This window comes from Arthrobacter sp. 01T428, assembly GCF_056398685.1.
The window spans coordinates 227,905-248,947 of sequence record NZ_JBFTPW010000006.1 but is presented as its reverse complement, the minus strand read 5'-3'; the positions used below and the strand labels follow the sequence as shown (position 1 = coordinate 248,947).

Here is a 21,043-nt window from a genome sequence, read left to right as displayed (position 1 = left end):
CGCTGCCGGGAGGTGTCGTTGATAGAGGTACTGTCAGGGACTCCCTCAGGGCGCTGCGAGGTCACTATCGTTGATCGCATGGACAACCGCAACGACGCTCGCGACTTCCTTGCTTCCCGGCGCGCGAAGATCACCCCCGAACAGGCAGGGCTGCCGACGTCGGGCGGCAATCGGCGAGTACCGGGGCTCCGTCGCGGCGAAGTCGCGACCCTCGCCGGAGTGAGCGTTGAGTATTACACCCGGCTCGAACGCGGGAACCTTGCGGGAGTGTCCGAGAGCGTCTTGGAGGCACTGGCGAGGGCCCTCCAACTCGACGAGGCTGAGAGTGCGCACCTGTTCGATCTGGCGCGTACCGCCGGAACAAGCAAGAGGCAGCGTCGATCCGCACCACAGCAGGTCCGGCCAAGTGTGCAGTTCGCCCTTGACGCCATTACTGACGCGCCGGCATTCGTCCGCAACGCCCGCATGGACATCCTTGCCGCCAACAAACTCGGCCTTGCTTTGCATTCCGAGATGTACGTCAACCCGGTCCGGCCCGCCAACTACGCACGCTTCATATTCCTGGATGAAGAACGGGCCCGGCGGTTCTTCCCGGATTGGGAACTCGCCGCCAACAATATGGTTGCCATCCTCCGCACCGAGGCCGGCCGCGACCCCTTCGACCGCGGGCTGAGCGACCTTGTAGGAGAGCTTTCCACCCGAAGCGATGAATTCCGCACTCGCTGGGCCGCGCACAACGTGCGCCGCCACTACAGCGGTTTCAAGCATTTCCACCACCCCGTGGTGGGTGAACTCCGCCTACTTTTCGAGGCAATGGAATTGTCGGCGGACACCGGCCTCTCGCTGTTCATCTACCCTGCAGAACCTGGCTCCCCCTCTGCAGACGCCCTGCGCCTCCTCGCGAGCTGGGCAGCCACCCAGGAAGTGGCGGAGCAACCTCAAGCCGCACCTACGGCAGGTGGGGCGTGATCGCAACCGGTTAGCCTATGGTCTCGGGTCCAGGCGTCCCTCCCCGTCGCCTCGGTCGTCGTCCCGCTCCCGACGGCCGCCGTCGTCGTCCCGGTCCGGACGGCTACCCGCACTATCCGGATCCGAGCGGTTGCCGGCATCCGGGTCCAACTCTTCTGCCCGCCGCAACCTGTCCTGCGAGACTTCGTTGGCGCGCTCGGCGGCTTTCTGCTTGTCCGCGGCCTCCCGGTGCAAGCGTTCCGCCTCGCTCTCGGCGCGCGCGGCGTCTGCGGCCGCCCGAGCGGCCTCGGCGCTGCGCTCATGAGCTCCGAGGGCGTCGGCACGGGCTTTCTCGCGGAGGTCCGCAGCGCGCTTGCGGTTAGCGGCGTTCTTCGCGCGGCGCCCATAAACGACGACGGCGACGATCACCGCGATGATCACGACCGCCACCACGATCCAAATCCAAAGTTGACCGTCCATTGGAACTCCCCTCGAAAATTGACTGCGCCTCCGCAACGCCGGTGTTATCGATCGGCCGACCCTGCCGTTGGCCAGCCGGGATCGGCGTCCTCGGACAGCGCGCGGATGCCGGTCCCTTGAGTCAACAACTTTGTGTGAACCATGACACGAGTAGCTTGTACTTGTTTTCCCCGGAGGTTCAAGCGGACTGACGGTCCTGGTTTACTCCACGGCCGGCGACGGAGGCCGAACGCCGAAGGACAGCGAGGGCTCGTCGGGGGTAGCGAGGGTCAGGACGGCCTCCTCGACGGTCTCCTCGTCCTCGAGTTCCCGTTCCACGCGGCGCAGCGCGATGGCCACTTCGTGCTCCCGGAGGTCGCCGGTGATATCCACTGCGGCCACGAGGTACAACTTGCGCGGACCGACAAACTCCAGGTGAAGATATGTCAGGCGCTCGATTTCGCGGTGTTCCATGACCCTGATCGCCATCGACTTCTCGAGTTCCGGAGTGACGCCCTGGCCGACAAGGAAGCGACGATTGCGATCTATCAGCACTACGGCGATGACACCGAGAAGAATGCCGACAAATATGGATCCGAGCGCATCCGGAAGTGGTGATCCAGTGAGCTGGTGCAGGAAGATTCCCAAGAAGGCAATGAGCAGGCCTATGAGCGCGGCGCTATCCTCCGCGAAGACTGCACGCATGGTGGGATCTGAACTCTTGAGCACTTGCTCCAAGGTCCGGCGTTCGAGCTCCCGTGCGGACTTGCGGGCCTGCCGGAATGCCTGGACGAACGAACCCCCTTCCAGGACGAACGATACCGCCAAGACAATATAGGCGACCGCGAAATCACCGGCGGGCTCGGGCGCGAAAAGCTGTTGGATGCCGTGCATCACGGAAACAACGGCGCCTGCGGTGAACAAGCCAAAGGCGGCAAACATCGACCACACGTATGCTTCCCTGCCGTAGCCCATCGGATGGGCCACGTCCCGCTTCTTCGAGGATCTCCTCTCGGCCACCAGCAGGAAGACCTGGTTTCCCGTGTCCGCCCAGGAGTGGGCGGACTCAGCGATCATCGAAGCGGAGCCGGTAAGCACGGCGGCGACAGTCTTTGCGACCGCAACAAGAAGGTTTGCCGCAAAAGCCAAGATCACGGTCATGAGGGATGAAGCTGGCATCCTGACCTTCTTGGTTTCAACCATGGAAACTACCGTACCCAACAACCATGGAGTCCACGCCTAGTGGTTGCCGAGGAAGGAACGGAGGGTGCGGGCATTACGGACCGCGTTACCGCCGCCGTCGTTATTGAAATAGACGAAAACCTCCTTGCCCGCCGTCTCCCATTCCGCAATTCGGTCGGTCCACCAGCGCAGGTCCTGATCGGAGTATGAACCTCCATAAAGGTGGTGGTGATCCGGCCCATGCATCCTGATGTAGACAAACGGCGCCGTCGCTCGGAGGACGCACGGGAGCTCCGCCCCGCTCATGATGCAATAGGCCGTCCGGTGCTTTTCAAGCAACTCGTAGACAGCCTCGTCATGCCAGCTGTCATGGCGGAATTCGACGGCGACCTTGATCCACTCGGGGAGGAGGCCAAGGAAATAGGCCAGCCGGCCGTCGTCGCGCTCCATTCCCGGCGGCAACTGGACCAGCAGGACCCCACGCCTGTCCCCGAGCTCATGCCACGCCGAGGTGATCCTGCCGATCCAGGCTTCGGGTGCGTAAAGGCGCTTGCCATGGGTGAGCCCACGGGGCGCCTTGACCGAAAACACGAACCCTTCAGGTAGGCGGCGTCGCCAACTGGCGAACGATGAATCGCGCGGCCAACGATAGAAACTCGCGTTGAGTTCTACGGTCTCGAATTGCTGCACGTAGTAATCGAGCCGGTTGCGGGAGGGGGTGCCGGCGGGATAGAGCACGTGGTCCCAGTGGTCGTAACTCCACCCCGACGTCCCTACGTGGGTTGCCATCCGGCCAGCCTATGGTCGAAGTCGCCGAATAAGTAAGCTGATTGATATTCGGAATCGATGAGAGGTTGGTCGATGGCCATGCGATTCGGGTCGATTTTCGGGCTGATCGTGGTGATCTGGCTCGTCATAGGAGCAGTAGCGGCCGGACAGCGAGGCTACTTCAGCGCCGTCCCGGCGCAGTGCTCCCAGTTCGCAACGATTAGCCTGAATATTGTTGCCGGTCCCTTGAACTACATGGGACTGAATCCCGTGGCAGGCTGCGAACTGCCGCGGCCGTCGTGAGCGGACCGGAAGATCCCCTGTTCCCCGGGCCGGCTCCCGACACCAGGCACGAGTCCGAGGACCAACGGATGGACCGAAACTGGAATGAGCTGCTCCAGGAGATGCGCGTCCTCCAGACGGGCGTGCAGATTATCGGCGGCTTCCTGCTGACCCTGCCGTTCCAGCAGCGATTCGGCACGCTCACAGAGATGCAAAAATGGTGGTTTCTCCTGCTGGTTGTCCTGGCGACCATGACCACCGGGCTCATGCTCGTTCCGGTAAGCCTGCACCGGCGGCTCTTCCAGCATCACGTCAAGTACCGGCTGGTGGCTGCAGGCGACAAGATCGTCAAGGCCGTCGTGGCGTGTGTGTCCCTGCTGATCGCCGGGTGCGCCGGACTGATCTTCAGCGTTGCCGTGGGGCCTGAGGCCGGCCTCGCCGCGGGCGGCAGCATCCTTGTCGCCCTCGCGGCGCTCGTGCTGCTGTACCCGCTGCTTTCCTGGTCTCCCCGGCGCCGGAAGGCCGGGCAGAAACGATAGTTCGAGGCCCTGACGCCGGCCTAGTCTAGGCCTTCTCGATCGACATAGTAAGTTTGCTGATCAATTTTCCCGAATCCATGGACAAGTGACCTCCCGGCCTACTAGTTTCGATGTGGTAACAGGCTTGAACGGGCGTCGACAGAGGGCCGGAGGCCTTCTGTCCGGGGCCATGGGCCTGCATCCAAGGCCGGCTTCCGGTCACCGACGGAAGCCGTCCTGGGTAGCGGGTCATGATTTTCCACCAACAAGTTCAACCAATACGGAAGGACGGCATGGAAATGGACGAGCAGCATGGAGCCGAGGAAGAGGCAGCCGGAGGCTACGGAACTCCGACGCCGGAACAAGAAACAGCAGGACGGGGGGCCCGGCAGGCGAATCAGGGCGGGCACAACGGATCAGCCGCGGTGCCATCGGCCGACGCCGAGCTGGATGAGTCGAACTCCGAGGGAAGCAAGGCAGGGACTTCCTTCTCATCCGAACCGAAGGGCGATGCGACAGGACTGCCCGAGGATAAGTCCCCGAAAGACGACGACGGCGAAACATTCGACGCCGGCTAGATCGCCAAAGCCCAGCTACATCCGCAGCAACAAGCGCTAGCAAGGAGAATGAACATGGCTACGGTCAACCGAACAATCGACGTGGAAGTTCCCGTTTCAGTGGCTTACAACCAATGGACCCAGTTCGAGTCGTTCCCGGAATTCATGAAGGGCGTCGAAGCGGTCGAACAAATCGACGAGACAGCCCTGCATTTTTCCACCAACGTCGGCGGCGTCAAGCGCGGCTTTAACGCCCAAATCCTTGAGCAGGTCCCGGATTCCCTGGTCAGCTGGGCCAGCGTCGACGGACCAAGGAACGCCGGCACCGTAAGCTTCGAACCACTTGGCGCGGACCGTACCCGCGTGAGTGTGGAGATCGAATGGGAGCCGGAGGGCTTTGCCGAAAAGGCCGGCTCGATGGTGGGCATCGACGATATGCGGGTTTCAGCCGACCTCGACAAGTTCAAGAAATTCATCGAGGAGCGAGGCTACGAGACTGGCGCTTGGCGCGGTTCCGTGGCCGCCGGCGACGTCGACGACTCCGGCTCAGCAGCCACCCCTGTTGAGGCCACGTCGGAGCTGCCCGCCGTCGACCCTGATTTGACGGCCCCTGCCGCTATGGAAGCGGCCGACGGCGGTGACGCGACTCGCGTCGGACAATACACCGAGGGCGACTACGGCACGGAGCGGGTCGCGGATCTGCCCGCCGAGCGGATCGAAGGCGACTACACCACGGAAGAAACGCCTCGTGACCCTTCCGTGGAACGCGGCGCCGAAGCGTGGCCTGCCACGGAAGCCGGTCCGGGCACAGAAACAGGTCCTCGTCCGTCGGACCGCTGAGCCCCGTGGGGTCGGCCACGAGCAGGCCGGCCCCACGGACGTCCGCCCGAACTTCATTGACGATTCGAGGAGCAAACAATGAGCGAGTTCCCTCCCGACCCGACGCGCGACCCTAACGCTGACCCTACCCGGGAGCCCGGCCCAAGCCCGACGCCGGAGCCGGTGCCGTTGCCTGAACCAGGGCCGACGCCCGTACCGGCCCCGGGTCCGGACCCCGGACCCGGACCCCGCCCGGGAACCCCCGAGCCGGTTCCGCTGCCCGAGCCGGGGCCTTCCCCTGTCCCCGAGCCGGGCCCGGACCTTCCCTTCCCGCCCTCGCGGCCCTTGGGAGAGCCGCCCCTGACGATCTTGTAGGCCGGACACGTAGGACAGGCCACCCGCTCGGAGCGTATGAAAGGCAACTGAGAGATGTCAAAAGATCCAGAATTGCGGCCGGCACCGATGCAAACGGAAGACATGGACTCCCTTCGGGCCCTGGCTACGCAATTGCGTGTGGACTCCATCAGGTGCAGCACCAACGCCGGTTCGGGTCATCCCACGTCGTCGCTGTCGGCCGCGGACCTCATGGCGGTCCTCCTCACGCGGCACCTTCGCTACGACTGGGAACAGCCGGCGTTGCCGAACAACGACCATCTCATTTTCTCCAAAGGACATGCTTCACCCCTGCTGTATTCCATGTATCGGGCTGTGGGCGTCGTCGAGGAAGATGAGCTGCTGAATACCTACCGTCAGTTCGGTGCCCGGCTTCAAGGACACCCGACGCCGGTGCTGCCTTGGGTGGATGTGGCGACCGGCTCGCTGGGACAAGGGCTGCCGGTCGCCGTCGGGGTGAGCCTCGCAGGACGGTACCTGGACAAGCTTCCCTTCCATACATGGGTGTTGTGCGGCGATAGCGAACTAGCTGAAGGGTCCATGTGGGAGGCAGTGGACAAGGCGGCGTACTACAAGCTCGGCAACCTCACCGCCGTCGTGGACGTCAACCGGCTTGGCCAGGACGGCCCCACAGAACTTCAGTGGAACATGGACGCCTACGCCCGGCGGGTCGAAGCGTTCGGAGCCCAGGCCCTCATCATCGACGGCCATGACATCTCCCAGATAGACGATGCACTGAGCAGGGCCACGAGCGATCCCGATAAGCCGACGGTCATTCTGGCCAAGACGATCAAGGGCAAAGGGGTACCTGAGATCGAAGACCAGAACGGCTGGCACGGCAAGGCGCTCCCGGCAGACATGGCCGAGAAAGCCATAGCGGCCCTTGGAGGGCCAAGCAGCGTCCGCGTGACCACCCGTCCTCCGGAACCCGGCACTCCAGCAATCACGCCGGGCACTCACGTTTCCGTCACGCTCCCGGATTGGAAGGTCGGCGACAAAGTGGCGACCAGGGCCGCCTTTGGGGCCGCCGTGTCCGCGCTGGCGGCCCGCCCCGAAGTGGTGGTCCTCGACGGCGAAGTGGGGAATTCGACCCATGCCGGGGACTTCGAGGAAGTGGCCCCTGAGCGGTATTTTGAAGTTTTCATTGCCGAGCAGCAACTCGTGGCCGCCGCCATCGGCCTCTCAGTCCGCGGCTACGTGGCCTTCGCCTCAAGTTTCGCGGCTTTCCTGGTTTCGCGGCCATTCGACTTTATCCGCATGGCCGGAGTCTCGGAGGTGGACATCCGACTCGTCGGCACGCATGCCGGCGTTGAAATCGGGCAAGACGGTCCCTCGCAGATGGCCCTGGAGGACATTGCCGCCATGCGGGCGGTGCACACTTCCACGGTGCTCTATCCGGCTGACGCTCCGTCCACAGCGCAGCTCGTGAGCGCCATGGCGGACACACCCGGAATCTCCTACCTGCGAGCCACCCGGGGCGCCTATCCCGTGATTTACGGTCCGGACGAACAGTTCCCCCTTGGCGGAAGCAAGGTCCACGGTGCCGGCGCCGATGACCAAGTGGCGCTCATCGGCGCCGGCGTCACACTCCACGAATGCCTCGCCGCCGCCGAGCAGCTGGCCGAGTCGGGGATCAGAGCGCGCGTCATCGACCTCTACTCCGTCAAGCCGATCGACGTCGACACCTTGCGCCGGACGTGCCTCGAAACCGATGGCCGGATTGTTGTCGCCGAAGACCACTACGCCCAAGGCGGCCTCGGCTCGGCTGTCCTCGAAGCGCTTGCGAGCGCCAACACGCCCAAACTCCATATCGCGCTTCTCGCCGTGAGGGAACTTCCTGGTTCCGGTGAGCCCAAGGACTTGCTCAACGCAGCGGGCATTTCGGCACGCCACATTGCCGCCGCCGCCCGCGACCTCGTCATGGACTGAAACGCAACGGCCCGACGGCGGAACGTCGCCGCCGTCGGGTCCGCGTCACAAACCACCGTTTCCAAGCCATATTCGTCGTTCTGAGCATTTAGCGGTGAACAACCCGGGCGCCCTCATTACTATCTAGTGGATGGGGGCGAATTCCGGACCTAACTGGGAGTTGCCGGGATGAAATATCAGGAGCTGGCAGTGTCGGAACCTTTGGAGTCTGAAGACCCGCTCGTCGAGCCGGAACCGGTTCTGGTTCCCGGTGACGACCGCGACACCCTGGCCGCCCTGCGTGAGCAGGCGCAGGAAATCATCGACGAAGTCCTCGGCGGAACCGAACCGAGTGGCGAACACCTCCGTGCAAAACTGAGGTCCAGCATTGCGCGCCACCCCGGATTTCCGGAACTGGCGCTGCTCGAGCACCTGATGAACCGGGCAAGTGGCAGCTGACCCGCCCCGGGTTGCACACGTTTTACACAGGATTTACTCACGCGGTCTTGTTAGCCTCAACGCAGTCAGAACAGACTGAATATCACGTGAAAGACGATTCACGGTGGTTGTTCAACCAGAGCAGCGGACGGGAATGCAGCGATGCTCCGACCCGCTCGTAGTGAAGTCGCTACCGAGCAGGGTCCGCAGACCGGGAGGTAGCAGTGGCTGGCATATTCGAAGTGTTTCTTGACGGGGAGTCCTTCTTCAGGTTCCGCCTCAAATCACCTGACGGGGCGGTCATCGCTGTTTCGACGCCGTTCGAGGACAAGCCCGCGGTTGTTGCCGGCATCGCCGCTGCGCGGGAGTGTGCCGGCATGGGGCTGGTCACCGACCTTTGCCCCGTGGCAAGCGTGCGTGAACCGGCCGTGACTGTGCGTCCGAGCGCGGTCCCCCACCGTGCGGCTCCGCCGGCATGCGACGAACCGCGCACGGCGTCCGACGGATTCCGCACCCGCGCCAAGGAACTCCGGCACGCGGCAAGCGCGCCAAGATGGACCGGCGCGGCGTAAGAGCTCGACAAGGTCAAGACCGACGGCGCACTGGGGGACTCACCTGGGTCTCAGCAGGCAAGATGCGCCGCCGGCCGTTTTGGTCCAGCCCTCATTCTTCCACTCATTGCCTGCCGGGGCCACCTTCCCGGGCTGTCTGTCAGTCGTGCTTGCGCGCTCGGCTCGGCTGCACACGCGGCGGTTCGCCCGGCATCTTCGGGTAGTCAGGCGGGAACGGCATTTCCCCAAGCCCTGCACCGAGATCGCGTTCCCACCATTGAAGCAGGACGTCGATTTTGCCGGCTTTGGAGTTCATGTCACCCCAAGGGTCCCCCACCGATTTCAACCTGCCAGGCACCGTGAGGATGGTGAAGCCTTTCGGGTCCGCCGATTCAAGTTCGTCCCACGTGATTGGACAAGAGACCGGAGCGTGGGCGAGCGCCCTCGGACTGTACGCGCCTGCTATGGTCCGGTCACGATTGGCTTGGTTGAAATCGACGAACACCCTTTCACCACGTTCTTCCTTCCACCAGGCCGTGGTCACCTTGTCCGGCATTCGGCGCTCGAGCTCCCGGGCGGCTGCAATCACGGCATGCCGTACGTCCAAGAACTCATGCGAAGGCTCGATCGGGGCATAGACGTGGAGCCCACGGTTTCCGGAGGTCTTGATGAAAGTGGTCAATCCGGCCTCCGCGAGTACGTCTTTCAGCGCAAGGGCTGCGGGAATCGCGTCGTCGAAATCCGTTCCAGGTTGCGGGTCCAGGTCGATCCGCAGCTGGTCAGGGTTGTCCGTGTTTTCGACCCGCGAGGGCCAAGGGTGAAAGACCACTGTGTTCATTTGGACGGCCCACACTGCAGCTGCCGGCTCATCGAGCACCAATTGGGGATGCGAGCGCGCACTCGGATAAACAACCTTCACGGACCGGATAAACTCCGGTGTTCCTTTCGGCGGATTCTTGGAGAAGAACTGATCGCCGTCGATGTTGTCCGAAAAGCGCTGCAGCGAGACCGGCCGGCCGCCGTTTGCGGAGATGAATGCTTCCCCGACCTCAACGATATAGCGCGCCAGATCCAGCTTGGTCAGGCCGATCTCGGGCCAAAGGACCCGGCTAGGACTGGAGATCCGTATGTCGCGAGGACCGTTCGGCCCGTCAACGGTGAGGGTGGTTGCTTCGGTAGCCATGGGGACAAGCTACCCCGGCCCCACCCCCGGTGTCAGCAGCCTGAATGGATTCCGCATTCGTCTCACGGCGATGGTTTCAGCACCATCGCCGAGCCGCCGCCTCGTCTGACCGGCTCGGCGGCAGCGATCATGAGCCCGCCGGGCCTGAACTCGATCGCGGTTGCGGCACCGATCTCCGCCGCCGAGGTGAATGCGTCGCCGGATGGCGTGAACTGGTGGCCATATGGTGTGAGTTGGCTACCGTACGCCGTGATGAACTCCGGTTCGGCCGTGACCTTTGCCGTGTTCCGTTGGGAGGCACGCGGTGCGGCGATCGCGTCGGAAATGCTCATGCCCAGGTCCACCCTGTTCAAGATGGTTTGCAGCACGGTTGTGATGATCGTCGATCCGCCGGGCGAGCCGAGAGCGAGGAACGGCTTGCCATCCTTGAGGATGATGGTCGGGGACATCGACGAGCGAGGGCGCTTGCCGGGATCGATTCGGTTGGGGTCGCTCGCGCTGTAGACGGCCGAGAAATCGGTCATCTCGTTGTTGAGCAGGAACCCGCGTCCCGGTACCACGATGCCTGATCCGCCGGTCTGCTCGATGGTGAGCGTGTATTCGACCACGTTCCCCCACTTGTCCGCGACCGTCATGTTGGTAGTCGAGATGTTCTCTGTGTCCTTCTCATCGGCGAGCGCGGCAGCGGAAGCCGGGCACACGCCGTCGTACCCGGTCACATCCCCCGGCGCGACGGGCTTCGTAGCCGCGTGCAGGGGGTCGATCTGGCAGGCGCGTTCCTTGCCGAAGATCGGGTCGGTGAGCGCTTCCGTAGGAACATCGACGAAGGCAGGGTCCCCAACGTACTTTCCACGGTCCGCGAACGCGAGCGCGCTCGCCTCGAGGTAGTGATGCAGTGCGGCGGGTTTGGACATCTCCGAAAGGTTGACCGTGTCCAGGATGTTGAGCGCCTCGCCCACGGTGGTGCCCCCGCTGCTCGACGGCGCCATGCCGTAGACGTCGAGGCCGCGGTAGTCGACGTGGGTGGGCGCTTGGTCCAGGGCCTTGTAGGCGGCGAGGTCGGCTGTGGTCATGTGCCCCACGGGGACGGGAAGCGTGGTGGTGGCAGTCTTCGGCGGGGCCTGGACTGTTGCCGCGATCTCGGCGGCCAGCGGGCCGTCGTAGAAGGCGCTGATGCCCTCCTTCGCGAGGAGCCGGTAGGTCGCGGCGAGGTCGTGGTTCTGGAAGACGCTGCCGACGGCGGGTGCGTCGCCTCCTGGTAGGTACAGCTTGCTTGTGGAGCTGAACGCCGCGAAGCGGAGCTTGTTGTCGAGAGTCTGTTGGCGGAAGGTTGGGTCGACGACGAAGCCGCGGCTCGCAACCTTGATGGCCGGCTGGAGGGCATCTCCAAGGCTCAAAGTACCCCAACGCTCCAGAGCGCGGTCCCAGGTTGCCGCTGTTCCGGGGACACCGACTGAAACGCCACTGGTAACGAGCTCCGGCGTGAAGTTGTACGGCTTCCCCGTGGCGGGATCGATGAACGCGTCATGCGGCATCGCCTCCGGCGCGGTCTCGCGCCCGTCGATGGTGCCGATCTTGCCGGTCTTCGCGTTGTAGAACACGAAGTAGCCGCCACCACCGATCCCGGCACTGTACGGTTCGGTCACGCCTAGCGTCGCGGCGGCGGCGACGGCGGCGTCCGCCGCGTTGCCGCCTTTGCGGAGGACCTCGATGGCGGCAGCGGATGCTTCAGGGTCTACGGTGCTGACCGCGCCGCCGTATCCGGTGGCGGTGGCGGTCTTTTCAGTCTGGCGTGGTTCGGCAAAGGCGGGGTTGGCGAGGGCCCCGCTCGTCACGCTCAGCGCGAGTACTGCCGTCATGGTGGCCAGTCGAAGTTTGCGATGTGACATGGTCGCTCCTCAATTGGTGGTGCGAGGTGGGTGGGGCCACCCTACTCCGGAGCTACGCGACGCTCAACGGATCCAGGCAAGCCGGCAGTCGCAACAACTTTGTGCAAGTCGTTGACAAACTTGTACAAGTCTTTCCATACTTGCAGGACAAGGTTTCACCGAAGCAACTGGAGGACAGATGTCGGCAAAACTCACGGATGTCGCAAAGCTGGCGGGGGTCTCCCTGGCAACGGCGTCGAGGGCATTCGGAGACCCCGGCCGGCTGGCAGCCGAAACGCGGCAGAAGGTCATGGCCGCGGCCGAGCAGTTGGGATACGACGTGCCCGGAGTGACGGGCAGCCGGACGTTCGGCGTCATCGTCCCCGACATTTCAAATGCGGTTTTCGCCGCCCTCATCAAAGCCATCCAGGACCAGGCATGGCATGGCCGCCACCGGATGGTCCTCGCCGACACCTCCGAGTCCTCCTCGCGGGAACAGGCACATCTCGAATCCTTCGCGACGGGCGTGGATGGGATCATCCTTTGCTCGCCCCGCCTGCCTTCCGAGCAGATTCACAATCTCGCCGGTAGCGCGCCGCTGGTGGTCATCAATGGCGAGGCCGAGCACGCCGCGCGGGTGCTCATGGAAGCCGGCGAGGGAATCCGCCAAGCCGTCGAGCATCTCTATGCACTCGGCCACCGCAAGCTCGCCTATATCCCCGGACCCGCGTCGTCGTGGGCCAACGGCCAACGCCGTGCAGCGATCACCCGCTTCTGCGCCGACTGGGGCATCGAACTCGTGACCGTGGGGAACCAGAATGCAACGGTCGACGGCGGACTGGCCGCGGCGGCTTCCGTGGTCGCCAGCGGTGCCACCGCTGTTATTGCCTACAACGACCTGGTCGCCATCGGCATGCTCGCCGGCGCCCGTACCCTTGGCTACCACTGCCCGGAGGACATCAGCGTTGTCGGCATCGACGACCTCGACATTGCCGCCGCGGCAGAGCCGGGGCTCACCTCCATCCGCGTACCCATTGACCGAAGCGGCGCCCTCAGCCTTGAGCTCCTCCTGGAGCAGATGGCAGGAAAGCCGACAGCAACTGAAGCCGTGCACCTCAGTTCACAACTCATCGTGCGTGGCTCCACTTTTGCCGCGCGCACCGCAGAGCAAGCCCTCCAGGGAAAGTAGCCATGAGAATCGTCATCGCAGACCCCAACCTGATGCCCCACCGCTCCACTTTCGAAACCGCGCTCCCCGAGGGCGCCCTTGCCTCCTGGCACGACAGCTGGAGCGAGCATGCGGTGCTCACCGACCTCAAAGATGCCGACGTCTACGTCGGGCCACGTTTCACCGAAGCCATGGGCTCGGCCGCGGGCAACTTGCGCCTGGTCCACGTGGGCGGTGCCGGATACGACGGTATCGACGCGTCCGCACTGCCCGCAGGGGCGGTGTGCGCGAACACCTTCCACCACGAAAGCTCCATTGCCGAACACATCGCCACGGTTTTGGTGGCCCTCCGTCGCAACCTGATCGGTCAAGACGCGGCGCTTCGGAGCGGTGTCTGGTCTTCGTCCGTCTACTCTTCCGAGATCCGGCAACCGGAAACACTGCGCGGCGCTGTCGTGACATTCCTCGGGTTCGGGCACATCGGCGGAGCGGCATGGTCGCTACTCAAGGCCTTCGGCGCCGAAGGCATCGCCATCACCCGCAGCGGAAGCGTCGACGCACACGCCAACTCCTTGCGGTGGGCAGGCACCACTGAACGCCTCGGCGAGGCACTGAGCGAATCGGACATCCTCGTGGTCAGCATCCCGCTCACGGAGCAAACCACCGGCATAGTGGGCGCGGCCGAACTCGACGACCTCGGCCCGGACGGGTTGCTCGTCAACATTGCCCGCGGACCGGTCGTCGACGAAACCGCCCTCTATGAAGCCCTGAAAGACCGGCGGATCGCGGGCGCTGCGATCGATGTCTGGTACCAATACCCGGGCACTGACGGCCGCGGCGATCCTTCCACCCTGCCGTTCGGCCGGCTGGACAACATCATCATGACCCCGCACTCCTCCGGCGTCACTGCAGAGACCTTCCGCAGCCGTGCGCTTGAGATCGCCGAAAACATCACCCGCCTTTCCACGAACCAGCCGCTGAAGAATGTAGTGATTTCCCGATGACCCGAAAAATCGTCGATGTCGACGTCCTGGTAACCAGCCCCAGCCGCAACTTCGTCACCCTCAAGATCACCACCGACGACGGCATCGTCGGTTGGGGTGACGCCACGCTGAACGGCCGCGAACTGTCCGTCGCGAGCTACCTGCGCGATCACCTTGCCCCAGCCCTGCTGGGCAGGGACGCAGACCGCATCGAAGACACCTGGCAATACTTTTACAAAGGTGCATACTGGCGCCGCGGGCCGGTGACCATGGCCGCGATCGGCGCCATCGACCTCGCCCTCTGGGACATCAAAGGCAAGGCCCTCGGGGTTCCGGTCTACCAACTCCTGGGCGGCGCGGCCCGCGACAAGATCCTCACCTACACTCATGCCACGGGCTGGGACCTTCCGGAGTTGCTGGACTCGATAGACCAACGCCGCGAGCAGGGCTTCCGCGCCGTCCGTGCCCAGTCCGGCGTCCCCGGCCTCGACAAGGTTTATGGCGTCACCAAGGGTGCCGCGAGTTATGAACCGGCCGGACGCGGTGCCGGTCCAGTCGAAGAAAACTGGGACACCTCTGCCTACCTGCGCCACGCCCCGAAGATCCTCTCCGCAGTCCGTGAGCACGTCGGTCCCGAGCTGAAGCTCCTCCACGACGTCCACCACCGGCTCAACCCCACCGAAGCCGCCCGCTTGGCCCGCTCTTTGGAAGACGTGGACCTGTTCTGGCTCGAGGACGCCACCCCCGCCGAGAACCAGCGGTTGCTCCGTACGCTGCGTCAGCAGACCACCATTCCCTTGGCCATCGGCGAAGTCTTCAACACCGTCTGGGACGCCGAGTTGCTCATCACTGAACGGCTCATCGACTACATCCGCACCGCCGTCGTGCATGCCGGAGGCATCTCCCACGTACGCAAGATCCTGGCTCTCGCCGAGGTCTACCAGATCAAGGGCGCACCCCACGGCCCGTCTGATGTCTCCCCCATCAACCTGTCCGCTTCGCTGCATCTGGGCCTGGCCACGAGCAACTTCGCCATCCAGGAGTACATGGGCTACGACCCCTTGGTCTCGGAGGTGTTCCAATCGAGCTTCCGCTTCGAGGACGGCTACCTGCACCCGGGCGAGGAGGCCGGCCTGGGCGTCCAGGTGGATGAAGATGCCGCAGCACGCTTCCCGTACACGCAGGCTTTCCTGCCCATCGCGCGGGAGCTCGATGGCTCCATGAAGGACTGGTGACCCATGGCCACGCCAATCCTGCCGCCGCTGAGCGCGGAAACGCCCGGAATCCTTCGCCGAAGCGTCGCCCCTGTTCCCGGCATCGTGCACCTCGGTTTCGGAAACTTCCACCGCGCACACCAGGCCGTGTACACGGAAGCCGCCATAGCCTCCCGCGGCGGTGACTGGGGAATCATCGGTGTTTCCAGCCGTTCCTCGGCCGTTACAGACGCCATGCACGCCCAGGACATGCTCTACACCGTGGTGGAAATCTCACCCGAGGGATCGAAGTTCTCGACCCCTCGCGTGCACACAGATGCCTTCGTCGCGGCACTAGAACCGCAGCGCGTGGTGGCGGTCATCGGTGCCGAGACCACGCGCATCGTGTCCCTGACGGTCACGGAAAACGGCTACACCTACAGCCCGGCAACAGGCTCGCTGAACGTTTCCGACCCTGACGTGCAGCACGATCTCGCCAACGGCGCTGCCCCCCGCACCCCGATCGGGCAGATCGTCCGCGGACTTCAGCAGCGGGCACGAACCCACGGTAAACCAGTGACGGTCCTCAGTTGCGACAACCTGGCGGACAACGGGCACCACACCCAACGGCTCGTCCGCGAATTTGCCTCATTGCTCCCGGCCGGCGAGGCCGCCGAGGCGCTGCAATGGATCGATGCGAACGTCACCTTTCCGTCATCCATGGTGGACCGGATCGTGCCCGCCACGACGGACCGCTACCGTAGCCTCGTCGCCGAACAACTCGGCTATGCGGACCAGATCCCCGTGCCGGCAGAGCCATTCACGATGTGGATCCTGGAGGACGACTTCATAGCCGGCCGCCCTGCTTGGGAGGCCGGAGGGGCGATCTTCACGGACGACGTCGCAGGCTACGAGCAGCTCAAGGTCAGGCTCTTGAACGGCACCCATTCCCTGATCGCGTACCTCGGAGCGCTGTCCGGAGCGGCCACCATTCCGGATGCTGCTGGCATCGACTACATCGAAGCCGCCGCCCGCCGGGTCCTCCGCGACGAGTACCTGCCAAGCGTCACTGTGCCAGGGGCCGTCGACGTCGACGCCTACGAGGAGCAACTCTTCTCGCGTTGGCGCAATTCGGCATTGGGGCACCGGACCAGCCAGGTGGGCAGCGACGGATCCGTCAAACTCCGCCAGCGGATCCCGATTCCCGCCTTGGAAACGCTCGACGCCGGGGCCATGCCCCACTATCTCGCCCTCACCGTCGCCGCGTATCTCTCATGCATCGCACCTCTTCGAGGATTCGACCCCGGCAACCACGCCAACGCGATGCAGGACCCCGCCCGCGGGACACTCCAGGACCTCGCAGCGGGATCCACGTCCGGAAGGGACCTCGCGGCGAAGGTACTCGGCGAACACCATCTCCTAGGTGACGAACTCGCGACCCGCGAAAGCTTCGTCCGGCGCACAGGCGAGCTGATCGACATCATCCACCGGCAAGGTCCCCTCGCCGCCGCAAACGCTGCCGCCGAGTCAACGTCACTACTTCCCGCACAGACCCGGAGCATCCGATGACCACCCAAACAGTCCGCCGCGCCGACGGAACCTCCCTGCCGCTGACCACGGAAGCCGCAGTGCTCCACGGCGCAGGCGAACTCCGGATCGAAGAGAAACCCCTCAAAGCCATGGGGCCGAAAGATGTCATCGTTGAAATGCGTTCGGGCGGCATCTGCGGCTCGGACATGCACTACTTCGCCGACGGCCGCAACGGCACCAATGTCCTCCGGCAGCCCACTGTCCTCGGCCATGAGGGAGCCGGCGTCGTCATTGCGGCCGGTGAAGCTGCAAGCATTGCCGCGGGCACCGCCGTCGTGATTGAACCGGCGCTCCCGTGCCGGAATTGCCCAACCTGCCTCTCCGGACGCTACAACCTCTGCCCGGCGGGGACCTGCTTCGGCTCCCCGCCCACGGATGGTCTCTTCGCCCGCCACGTGGTGGTGCCCGACGCCGCCCTCCACGAACTCCCGGCCAACATCCCGGCCGAGATCGGGGCAGCGATCGAGCCCCTCGCCGTCGCCGTTTGGGCGGTTGAACGCGCCCAGGTGCGGGCCGGGCACCGGGTGCTCATCACAGGCGCCGGGCCGATCGGCCTGCTCGTGGCGCAAGTGGCGGCCTGCCGCGGCGCGTCGGAGATCGTCGTGACCGACGTCAACGACGACCGTCTGGCTGTTGCTGCCCGGTTCGGCGCCACCCGGACCATCAACACGTCGGTGACGGCCTTGGACCTGAAAGACATGGATCGCCTGATCGAATGCTCCGGCAACACCCGCGCGCTGGCTGACGGAATCCTGACACTTGCCCCTGCCGCCCGGGCAACCGTCGTCGGCCAGGCCCGCCCCACCGTCGACGGGATCCCGCTCGGCTTCCTCCAACGCTTCGAAATCGACTTGGTGACCGCGTTCCGGTACGCCAACGCGTTCCCGACGGCGATTCAGCTCGCTTCATCGGGGGCTGTGGACCTCCGGTCCATCATCACCTCCACGTTTGACCTCGCGAACGCCGCGGCCGCACTCACGGCGCCCGTGAGCGACCCCACCAACCTCAAAGTCCTCATCACCTACTGACTCGGCCCACGTACGGGCCAGCGGACATCCATTCAAAGGAGTATGGAAATGACCACAGCAGCGAACCTCCCGCCCACGCCAGTGGACCAAAGCAAGGTCCGGAAAGCCGCCGTCGCCGGACTCATCGGCACCACGCTTGAACTGTACGATTTCGTCATCTACGGCACCGCGTCGGCACTCGTGTTCAGCAAGCTCTTCTTCCCCAACATTTCCCCCGCGGCGGCCCTGCTGGCCAGTTTCAGCACCTTCGCTGTTGGGTTCCTGTTCCGGCCCCTCGGCGGGATCTTCTTCTCCCACTTCGGCGATCGGCTTGGCCGCAAGTGGGTACTGGTGGTCACCCTGCTGCTCATGGGTGGGGCGACCCTGGCCATCGGGCTCCTGCCGACCTTCGGCCAGGTAGGGCTCCTTGCCCCGATCCTGCTGTGTGTCTGCCGCGCTGCCCAGGGCTTTGGCGCCGGTGCTGAACAATCCGGCGGCGCAACACTGCTCACGGAGTCCGCCGCCCCTGGAACCCGGGGCAAGCTGGCCTCGCTGATCATGGTTGGCGCGGCCGCCGGAACGGCGCTCGGCGCACTCGTGTGGATCGCGGCCCAGTCGCTGGCACCCAACGACATGCTCACGTGGGGCTGGAGGCTCGTCTTCCTCTCCAGCATCTTCGTGACCATCGCAGCGCTGGTCATCCGGCGCAAGCTGGACGAATCACCGGTCTTCGAAGAGATCAAGCAGGCCCGCACGGAACCCCCGGCACCCCTGCGGGAAGTTGCCAAATACGGCAAGGCCAACGTCCTGCGCGTCATCCTGATGAACCTCGGCGTCAGCACCCAGTCATACACGATCCAGGTGTTCATGGCCTCGTACCTCATCACCGTGATCGGAACGGACCCGAAGTTCATTCCCCCTGTGCTGCTCATCGGTTCGCTCTGCGGCGGGGTCGCGGCGGTCTCCTTCGGAATCCTGTCCGACAAGATCGGGCGCCGGCGCGTCGTATCACTTATCACCGGCGCACTCATCCTGTTCCCGGCCCCAGCGTTCCTGCTGCTGACCACCGGCTCGCCGGTAGCCATCGTGTTGGTGATCGTGGTCGGCTTCGTCCTGGCATGCCAAGGCGTGGTGGGCGTGCACATGAGCTACTTCCCGGAGATCTTCGGCAGCCGCTACCGCTACGCAGGCGTCACCTTGGGCCGCGAGTTCTCTTCCATCATCGGCGGAGGCATCGCTCCCATGATCTGCGCGGCACTGCTGGGGATGTTCAGCAACTCCTGGATTCCCGTGGCGATCTATATGTCGGCGACCATGCTGATCAGCTTCATCGCCACCCGCATGTCACCGGAAACCCTGAACCGCGACCTCACGGACCCCGAGGACGCGGCACACGGCAAAAGCGGGATTATCGCGGTGACCTCCGAAGCGCAGCACGTCCAATAGCACCCGAAGGGCAACCGACGGCGGCAAGTGCCGCCGTCGGGAAGGCCCGCCAGCCAACCAAGATACGAAGGGCATCCATGTTCCATCTCGAAACCCCGGACACCGTCTCCAGTCCGGCGCCATCCGCCATCCTCCTCGACACCAGGGTCGTGGCAGTGTTGCGGGCCAAGCATGCCAAGGACTACAGCCCCGTCATCGAAGCCCTTCGGGTCGGCGGTGTGCTCAGTATCGAGTTGACCTTGAGCACGCCCGGAGTGTTTGAGGAGCTTCCCCTGTTGCTCGATCGCTTCGGCGATGCCGTGGAAATCGGCGTCGGCACGGTGACCACTCCTGCTGAGGCCGAAACGGCACTCGACCTGGGCGCCGCGTACATCGTTACGCCCATCACCGAACCGGACGTCATCACTGCCTGCACTCGACGCGGCGTGCCCGTCTTTCCCGGTGGGCTCACTCCCACCGAGCTCCACACCGGCTGGAAGCTAGGCGCCACCGCCGTCAAACTCTTCCCCGCATCCACGGTCGGGCCCGGCTACATATCGCAACTCCGCGGCCCCTTCCCTGACATCCAAGTGGTCCCGTCAGGCGGCCTCACTATCGAAGACGTACCTGCATGGATCCGCGCAGGCGCATTGGCGGTGAGCCTGGGAGGGCCGCTCCTCGGCGATGCCTTCAAGGGCGGGAGTCTGCCTGAGTTGACCACGCGGGCGCGACGGGTCCGGAACCTCGTTGATGGGGCGCGTGAATCCCGATGAGTCAAGGAACATATGTCGTCACCCTTGGCGAAACCATGGCGCTCATGGCTTCGGACAAGGCCGGCCCGCTGGCCCATGCGTCCACCATGAGCCTCGGCATCGGAGGGTCTGAGTCCAATGTCGCCATCGGCCTGCAACGCCTGGGTGTCCAAGCTGTCTGGTGCAGCCGCATCGGCGCGGATTCCCTCGGCCAGCTTGTAGAGCGGGAGATCCGCGCAGAGGGCGTCGTCGTCCACGTGACGGTGGACGGCGACGCGCCGACCGGCCTGATGGTCAAGGAACGCCGGACCCCCACAGCCCAGAAAGTTGCGTACTATCGCTCCGGCAGTGCGGGTTCCCGGATTGCGCCCGACGACGTCAACGAACGGCTGATTGCGGGGGCGGCGTTGCTCCATGTCAGCGGGATCACCCCGGCACTCTCTCCGCAGGCCGCTTCCACCCTTCACTACGCTGTCGCCGCAGCCAAAGCAGCCGGTGTTCCGGTATCTTTCGACCTGAATTACCGCAGCAAGCTCTGGGACGCCGAGGCCGCCGGAAGCGCCTACCGCGAGATCATCCCGCACGTGGACATCGTCTTCGCGGGCCTTGAGGAGGCCGAACTCGCAGTCGGGACAGTCCGCGACGCCGAAGAGGCCGCCAGGCGCATCGCCGCCATGGGTCCGGGCCAAGTGATTATCAAGTTGGGCGCAGATGGCGCGTTGGCATTCATCGACGGCCAACTCTTCCGACAGGAAGCCATGGAAATCGACGTCCTCGATACCGTGGGCGCCGGCGACGCGTTCGTGGCCGGATACCTCGCCGAATTCGTCGAAGGCTTGGGGGCTGGGGAGCGTCTTCAGACAGCCGTCAGAACCGGTGCATTTGTGTGTCTCGTGCCCGGCGACTGGGAGGGGCTCCCCCGGCGCGATGAACTGCGACTCCTCGGCAACCCTGAGCCGGTCAGTCGATGAGCACCTTCTTTGTAGGGCCTACGCGGTAGGGGCCTACGCGGCAGCACCAAGCTTGAAGCGATGGGAAGCTCGATCTGGCC

The 21,043-nt window shown here is 64.5% G+C and carries 21 protein-coding genes; 16 read left to right on the top strand and 5 right to left on the bottom strand.

Translation table 11 applies throughout. The features are described 5' to 3' along the window. Positions 1–78: 78 nt before the first annotated feature. Positions 79–969: a helix-turn-helix transcriptional regulator gene (locus AC1DJB_RS09810; RefSeq protein ID WP_306959747.1), complete on the top strand. Its 891-nt coding sequence runs from the start codon at positions 79–81 to the stop codon at positions 967–969. 15 nt (positions 970–984) lie between these two features. Here the strand turns inward: AC1DJB_RS09810 and AC1DJB_RS09805 are convergent, their stop codons facing one another. The 3 genes from AC1DJB_RS09805 to AC1DJB_RS09795 all read right to left on the bottom strand — a co-directional run bounded on the left by AC1DJB_RS09805 (position 985) and on the right by AC1DJB_RS09795 (position 3,378). Beyond that, positions 985–1,428, bottom strand: a complete 444-nt coding sequence (locus tag AC1DJB_RS09805; RefSeq protein WP_441437908.1) for a hypothetical protein — start codon at positions 1,426–1,428, stop codon at positions 985–987. 201 nt (positions 1,429–1,629) lie between these two features. Continuing rightward, positions 1,630–2,610, bottom strand: coding sequence for a cation diffusion facilitator family transporter (locus AC1DJB_RS09800; RefSeq protein ID WP_059389216.1), 981 nt, complete (start codon positions 2,608–2,610; stop codon positions 1,630–1,632). A 36-nt stretch (positions 2,611–2,646) separates the two neighbouring features. Continuing rightward, on the bottom strand, positions 2,647–3,378 hold the full coding sequence (locus tag AC1DJB_RS09795; protein WP_059389215.1) for a DUF72 domain-containing protein: 732 nt from the start codon (positions 3,376–3,378) through the stop codon (positions 2,647–2,649). Between the two features lie 72 nt (positions 3,379–3,450). Here AC1DJB_RS09795 and AC1DJB_RS09790 point away from each other — a divergent pair, with 72 nt between their 5' ends. The 7 genes from AC1DJB_RS09790 (at position 3,451) to AC1DJB_RS09760 (ending at position 8,844) form a co-directional block, all read left to right on the top strand. Then, a complete protein-coding gene (locus AC1DJB_RS09790) occupies positions 3,451–3,660 on the top strand; it encodes a hypothetical protein (RefSeq protein ID WP_284755563.1) in 210 nt (69 codons plus the stop codon). Continuing rightward, the gene (locus AC1DJB_RS09785) at positions 3,657–4,178 is read left to right on the top strand and encodes a DUF6328 family protein (RefSeq protein ID WP_307053972.1); all 522 of its coding nucleotides are present in this window, start codon (positions 3,657–3,659) and stop codon (positions 4,176–4,178) included. The genes AC1DJB_RS09790 and AC1DJB_RS09785 overlap by 4 nt, the downstream gene beginning before the upstream one ends. 278 nt (positions 4,179–4,456) lie before the next feature. Beyond that, positions 4,457–4,735, top strand: coding sequence for a hypothetical protein (locus AC1DJB_RS09780; RefSeq protein WP_284988152.1), 279 nt, complete (start codon positions 4,457–4,459; stop codon positions 4,733–4,735). 54 nt (positions 4,736–4,789) lie between these two features. After that, complete coding sequence (locus AC1DJB_RS09775; RefSeq protein ID WP_284988153.1) at positions 4,790–5,554, top strand: SRPBCC family protein; 765 nt, start codon at positions 4,790–4,792, stop codon at positions 5,552–5,554. A gap of 408 nt (positions 5,555–5,962) precedes the next feature. Continuing rightward, positions 5,963–7,855: a transketolase gene (locus AC1DJB_RS09770; protein WP_476910170.1), complete on the top strand. Its 1,893-nt coding sequence runs from the start codon at positions 5,963–5,965 to the stop codon at positions 7,853–7,855. Between the two features lie 189 nt (positions 7,856–8,044). After that, the gene (locus AC1DJB_RS09765) at positions 8,045–8,293 is read left to right on the top strand and encodes a hypothetical protein (RefSeq protein ID WP_148667615.1); all 249 of its coding nucleotides are present in this window, start codon (positions 8,045–8,047) and stop codon (positions 8,291–8,293) included. A 203-nt stretch (positions 8,294–8,496) separates the two neighbouring features. Continuing rightward, entirely contained in the window at positions 8,497–8,844 is a 348-nt protein-coding gene (locus tag AC1DJB_RS09760; protein WP_284988155.1) for a YegP family protein, read from the top strand. Positions 8,845–8,983: 139 nt separating this feature from the next. On the opposite strand, the gene ligD is transcribed toward AC1DJB_RS09760, so the two are convergent. Further along, a complete protein-coding gene (ligD, locus tag AC1DJB_RS09755) occupies positions 8,984–10,006 on the bottom strand; it encodes a non-homologous end-joining DNA ligase (protein ID WP_059389221.1) in 1,023 nt (340 codons plus the stop codon). 62 nt (positions 10,007–10,068) lie between these two features. Continuing rightward, on the bottom strand, positions 10,069–11,895 hold the full coding sequence (gene ggt / locus AC1DJB_RS09750) for a gamma-glutamyltransferase (protein ID WP_441437906.1): 1,827 nt from the start codon (positions 11,893–11,895) through the stop codon (positions 10,069–10,071). Between the two features lie 178 nt (positions 11,896–12,073). Between ggt and AC1DJB_RS09745 the strand changes: the two genes are divergently transcribed. The 8 genes from AC1DJB_RS09745 to AC1DJB_RS09710 all read left to right on the top strand — a co-directional run bounded on the left by AC1DJB_RS09745 (position 12,074) and on the right by AC1DJB_RS09710 (position 20,963). Next, complete coding sequence (locus AC1DJB_RS09745) at positions 12,074–13,063, top strand: LacI family DNA-binding transcriptional regulator (protein WP_284755587.1); 990 nt, start codon at positions 12,074–12,076, stop codon at positions 13,061–13,063. Between the two features lie 2 nt (positions 13,064–13,065). After that, a complete protein-coding gene (locus AC1DJB_RS09740) occupies positions 13,066–14,046 on the top strand; it encodes a 2-hydroxyacid dehydrogenase (protein ID WP_441437905.1) in 981 nt (326 codons plus the stop codon). Continuing rightward, the gene (gene manD, locus AC1DJB_RS09735) at positions 14,043–15,260 is read left to right on the top strand and encodes a D-mannonate dehydratase ManD (RefSeq protein WP_476910169.1); all 1,218 of its coding nucleotides are present in this window, start codon (positions 14,043–14,045) and stop codon (positions 15,258–15,260) included. The genes AC1DJB_RS09740 and manD overlap by 4 nt, the downstream gene beginning before the upstream one ends. A gap of 3 nt (positions 15,261–15,263) precedes the next feature. Beyond that, positions 15,264–16,787 carry a mannitol dehydrogenase family protein gene (locus AC1DJB_RS09730; protein ID WP_441437903.1) on the top strand — a complete coding sequence of 508 codons (1,524 nt, stop codon included), beginning with the start codon at positions 15,264–15,266 and terminating at the stop codon, positions 16,785–16,787. Next, positions 16,784–17,836: an alcohol dehydrogenase catalytic domain-containing protein gene (locus AC1DJB_RS09725; protein ID WP_441437902.1), complete on the top strand. Its 1,053-nt coding sequence runs from the start codon at positions 16,784–16,786 to the stop codon at positions 17,834–17,836. The genes AC1DJB_RS09730 and AC1DJB_RS09725 overlap by 4 nt, the downstream gene beginning before the upstream one ends. A 48-nt stretch (positions 17,837–17,884) precedes the next feature. Beyond that, positions 17,885–19,261, top strand: coding sequence for an MFS transporter (locus AC1DJB_RS09720; RefSeq protein WP_307053964.1), 1,377 nt, complete (start codon positions 17,885–17,887; stop codon positions 19,259–19,261). A gap of 77 nt (positions 19,262–19,338) precedes the next feature. Further along, entirely contained in the window at positions 19,339–20,013 is a 675-nt protein-coding gene (locus tag AC1DJB_RS09715) for a bifunctional 4-hydroxy-2-oxoglutarate aldolase/2-dehydro-3-deoxy-phosphogluconate aldolase (protein ID WP_284988162.1), read from the top strand. Continuing rightward, the gene (locus AC1DJB_RS09710; protein WP_441437900.1) at positions 20,010–20,963 is read left to right on the top strand and encodes a sugar kinase; all 954 of its coding nucleotides are present in this window, start codon (positions 20,010–20,012) and stop codon (positions 20,961–20,963) included. The genes AC1DJB_RS09715 and AC1DJB_RS09710 overlap by 4 nt, the downstream gene beginning before the upstream one ends. Positions 20,964–21,043 lie beyond the last annotated feature (80 nt).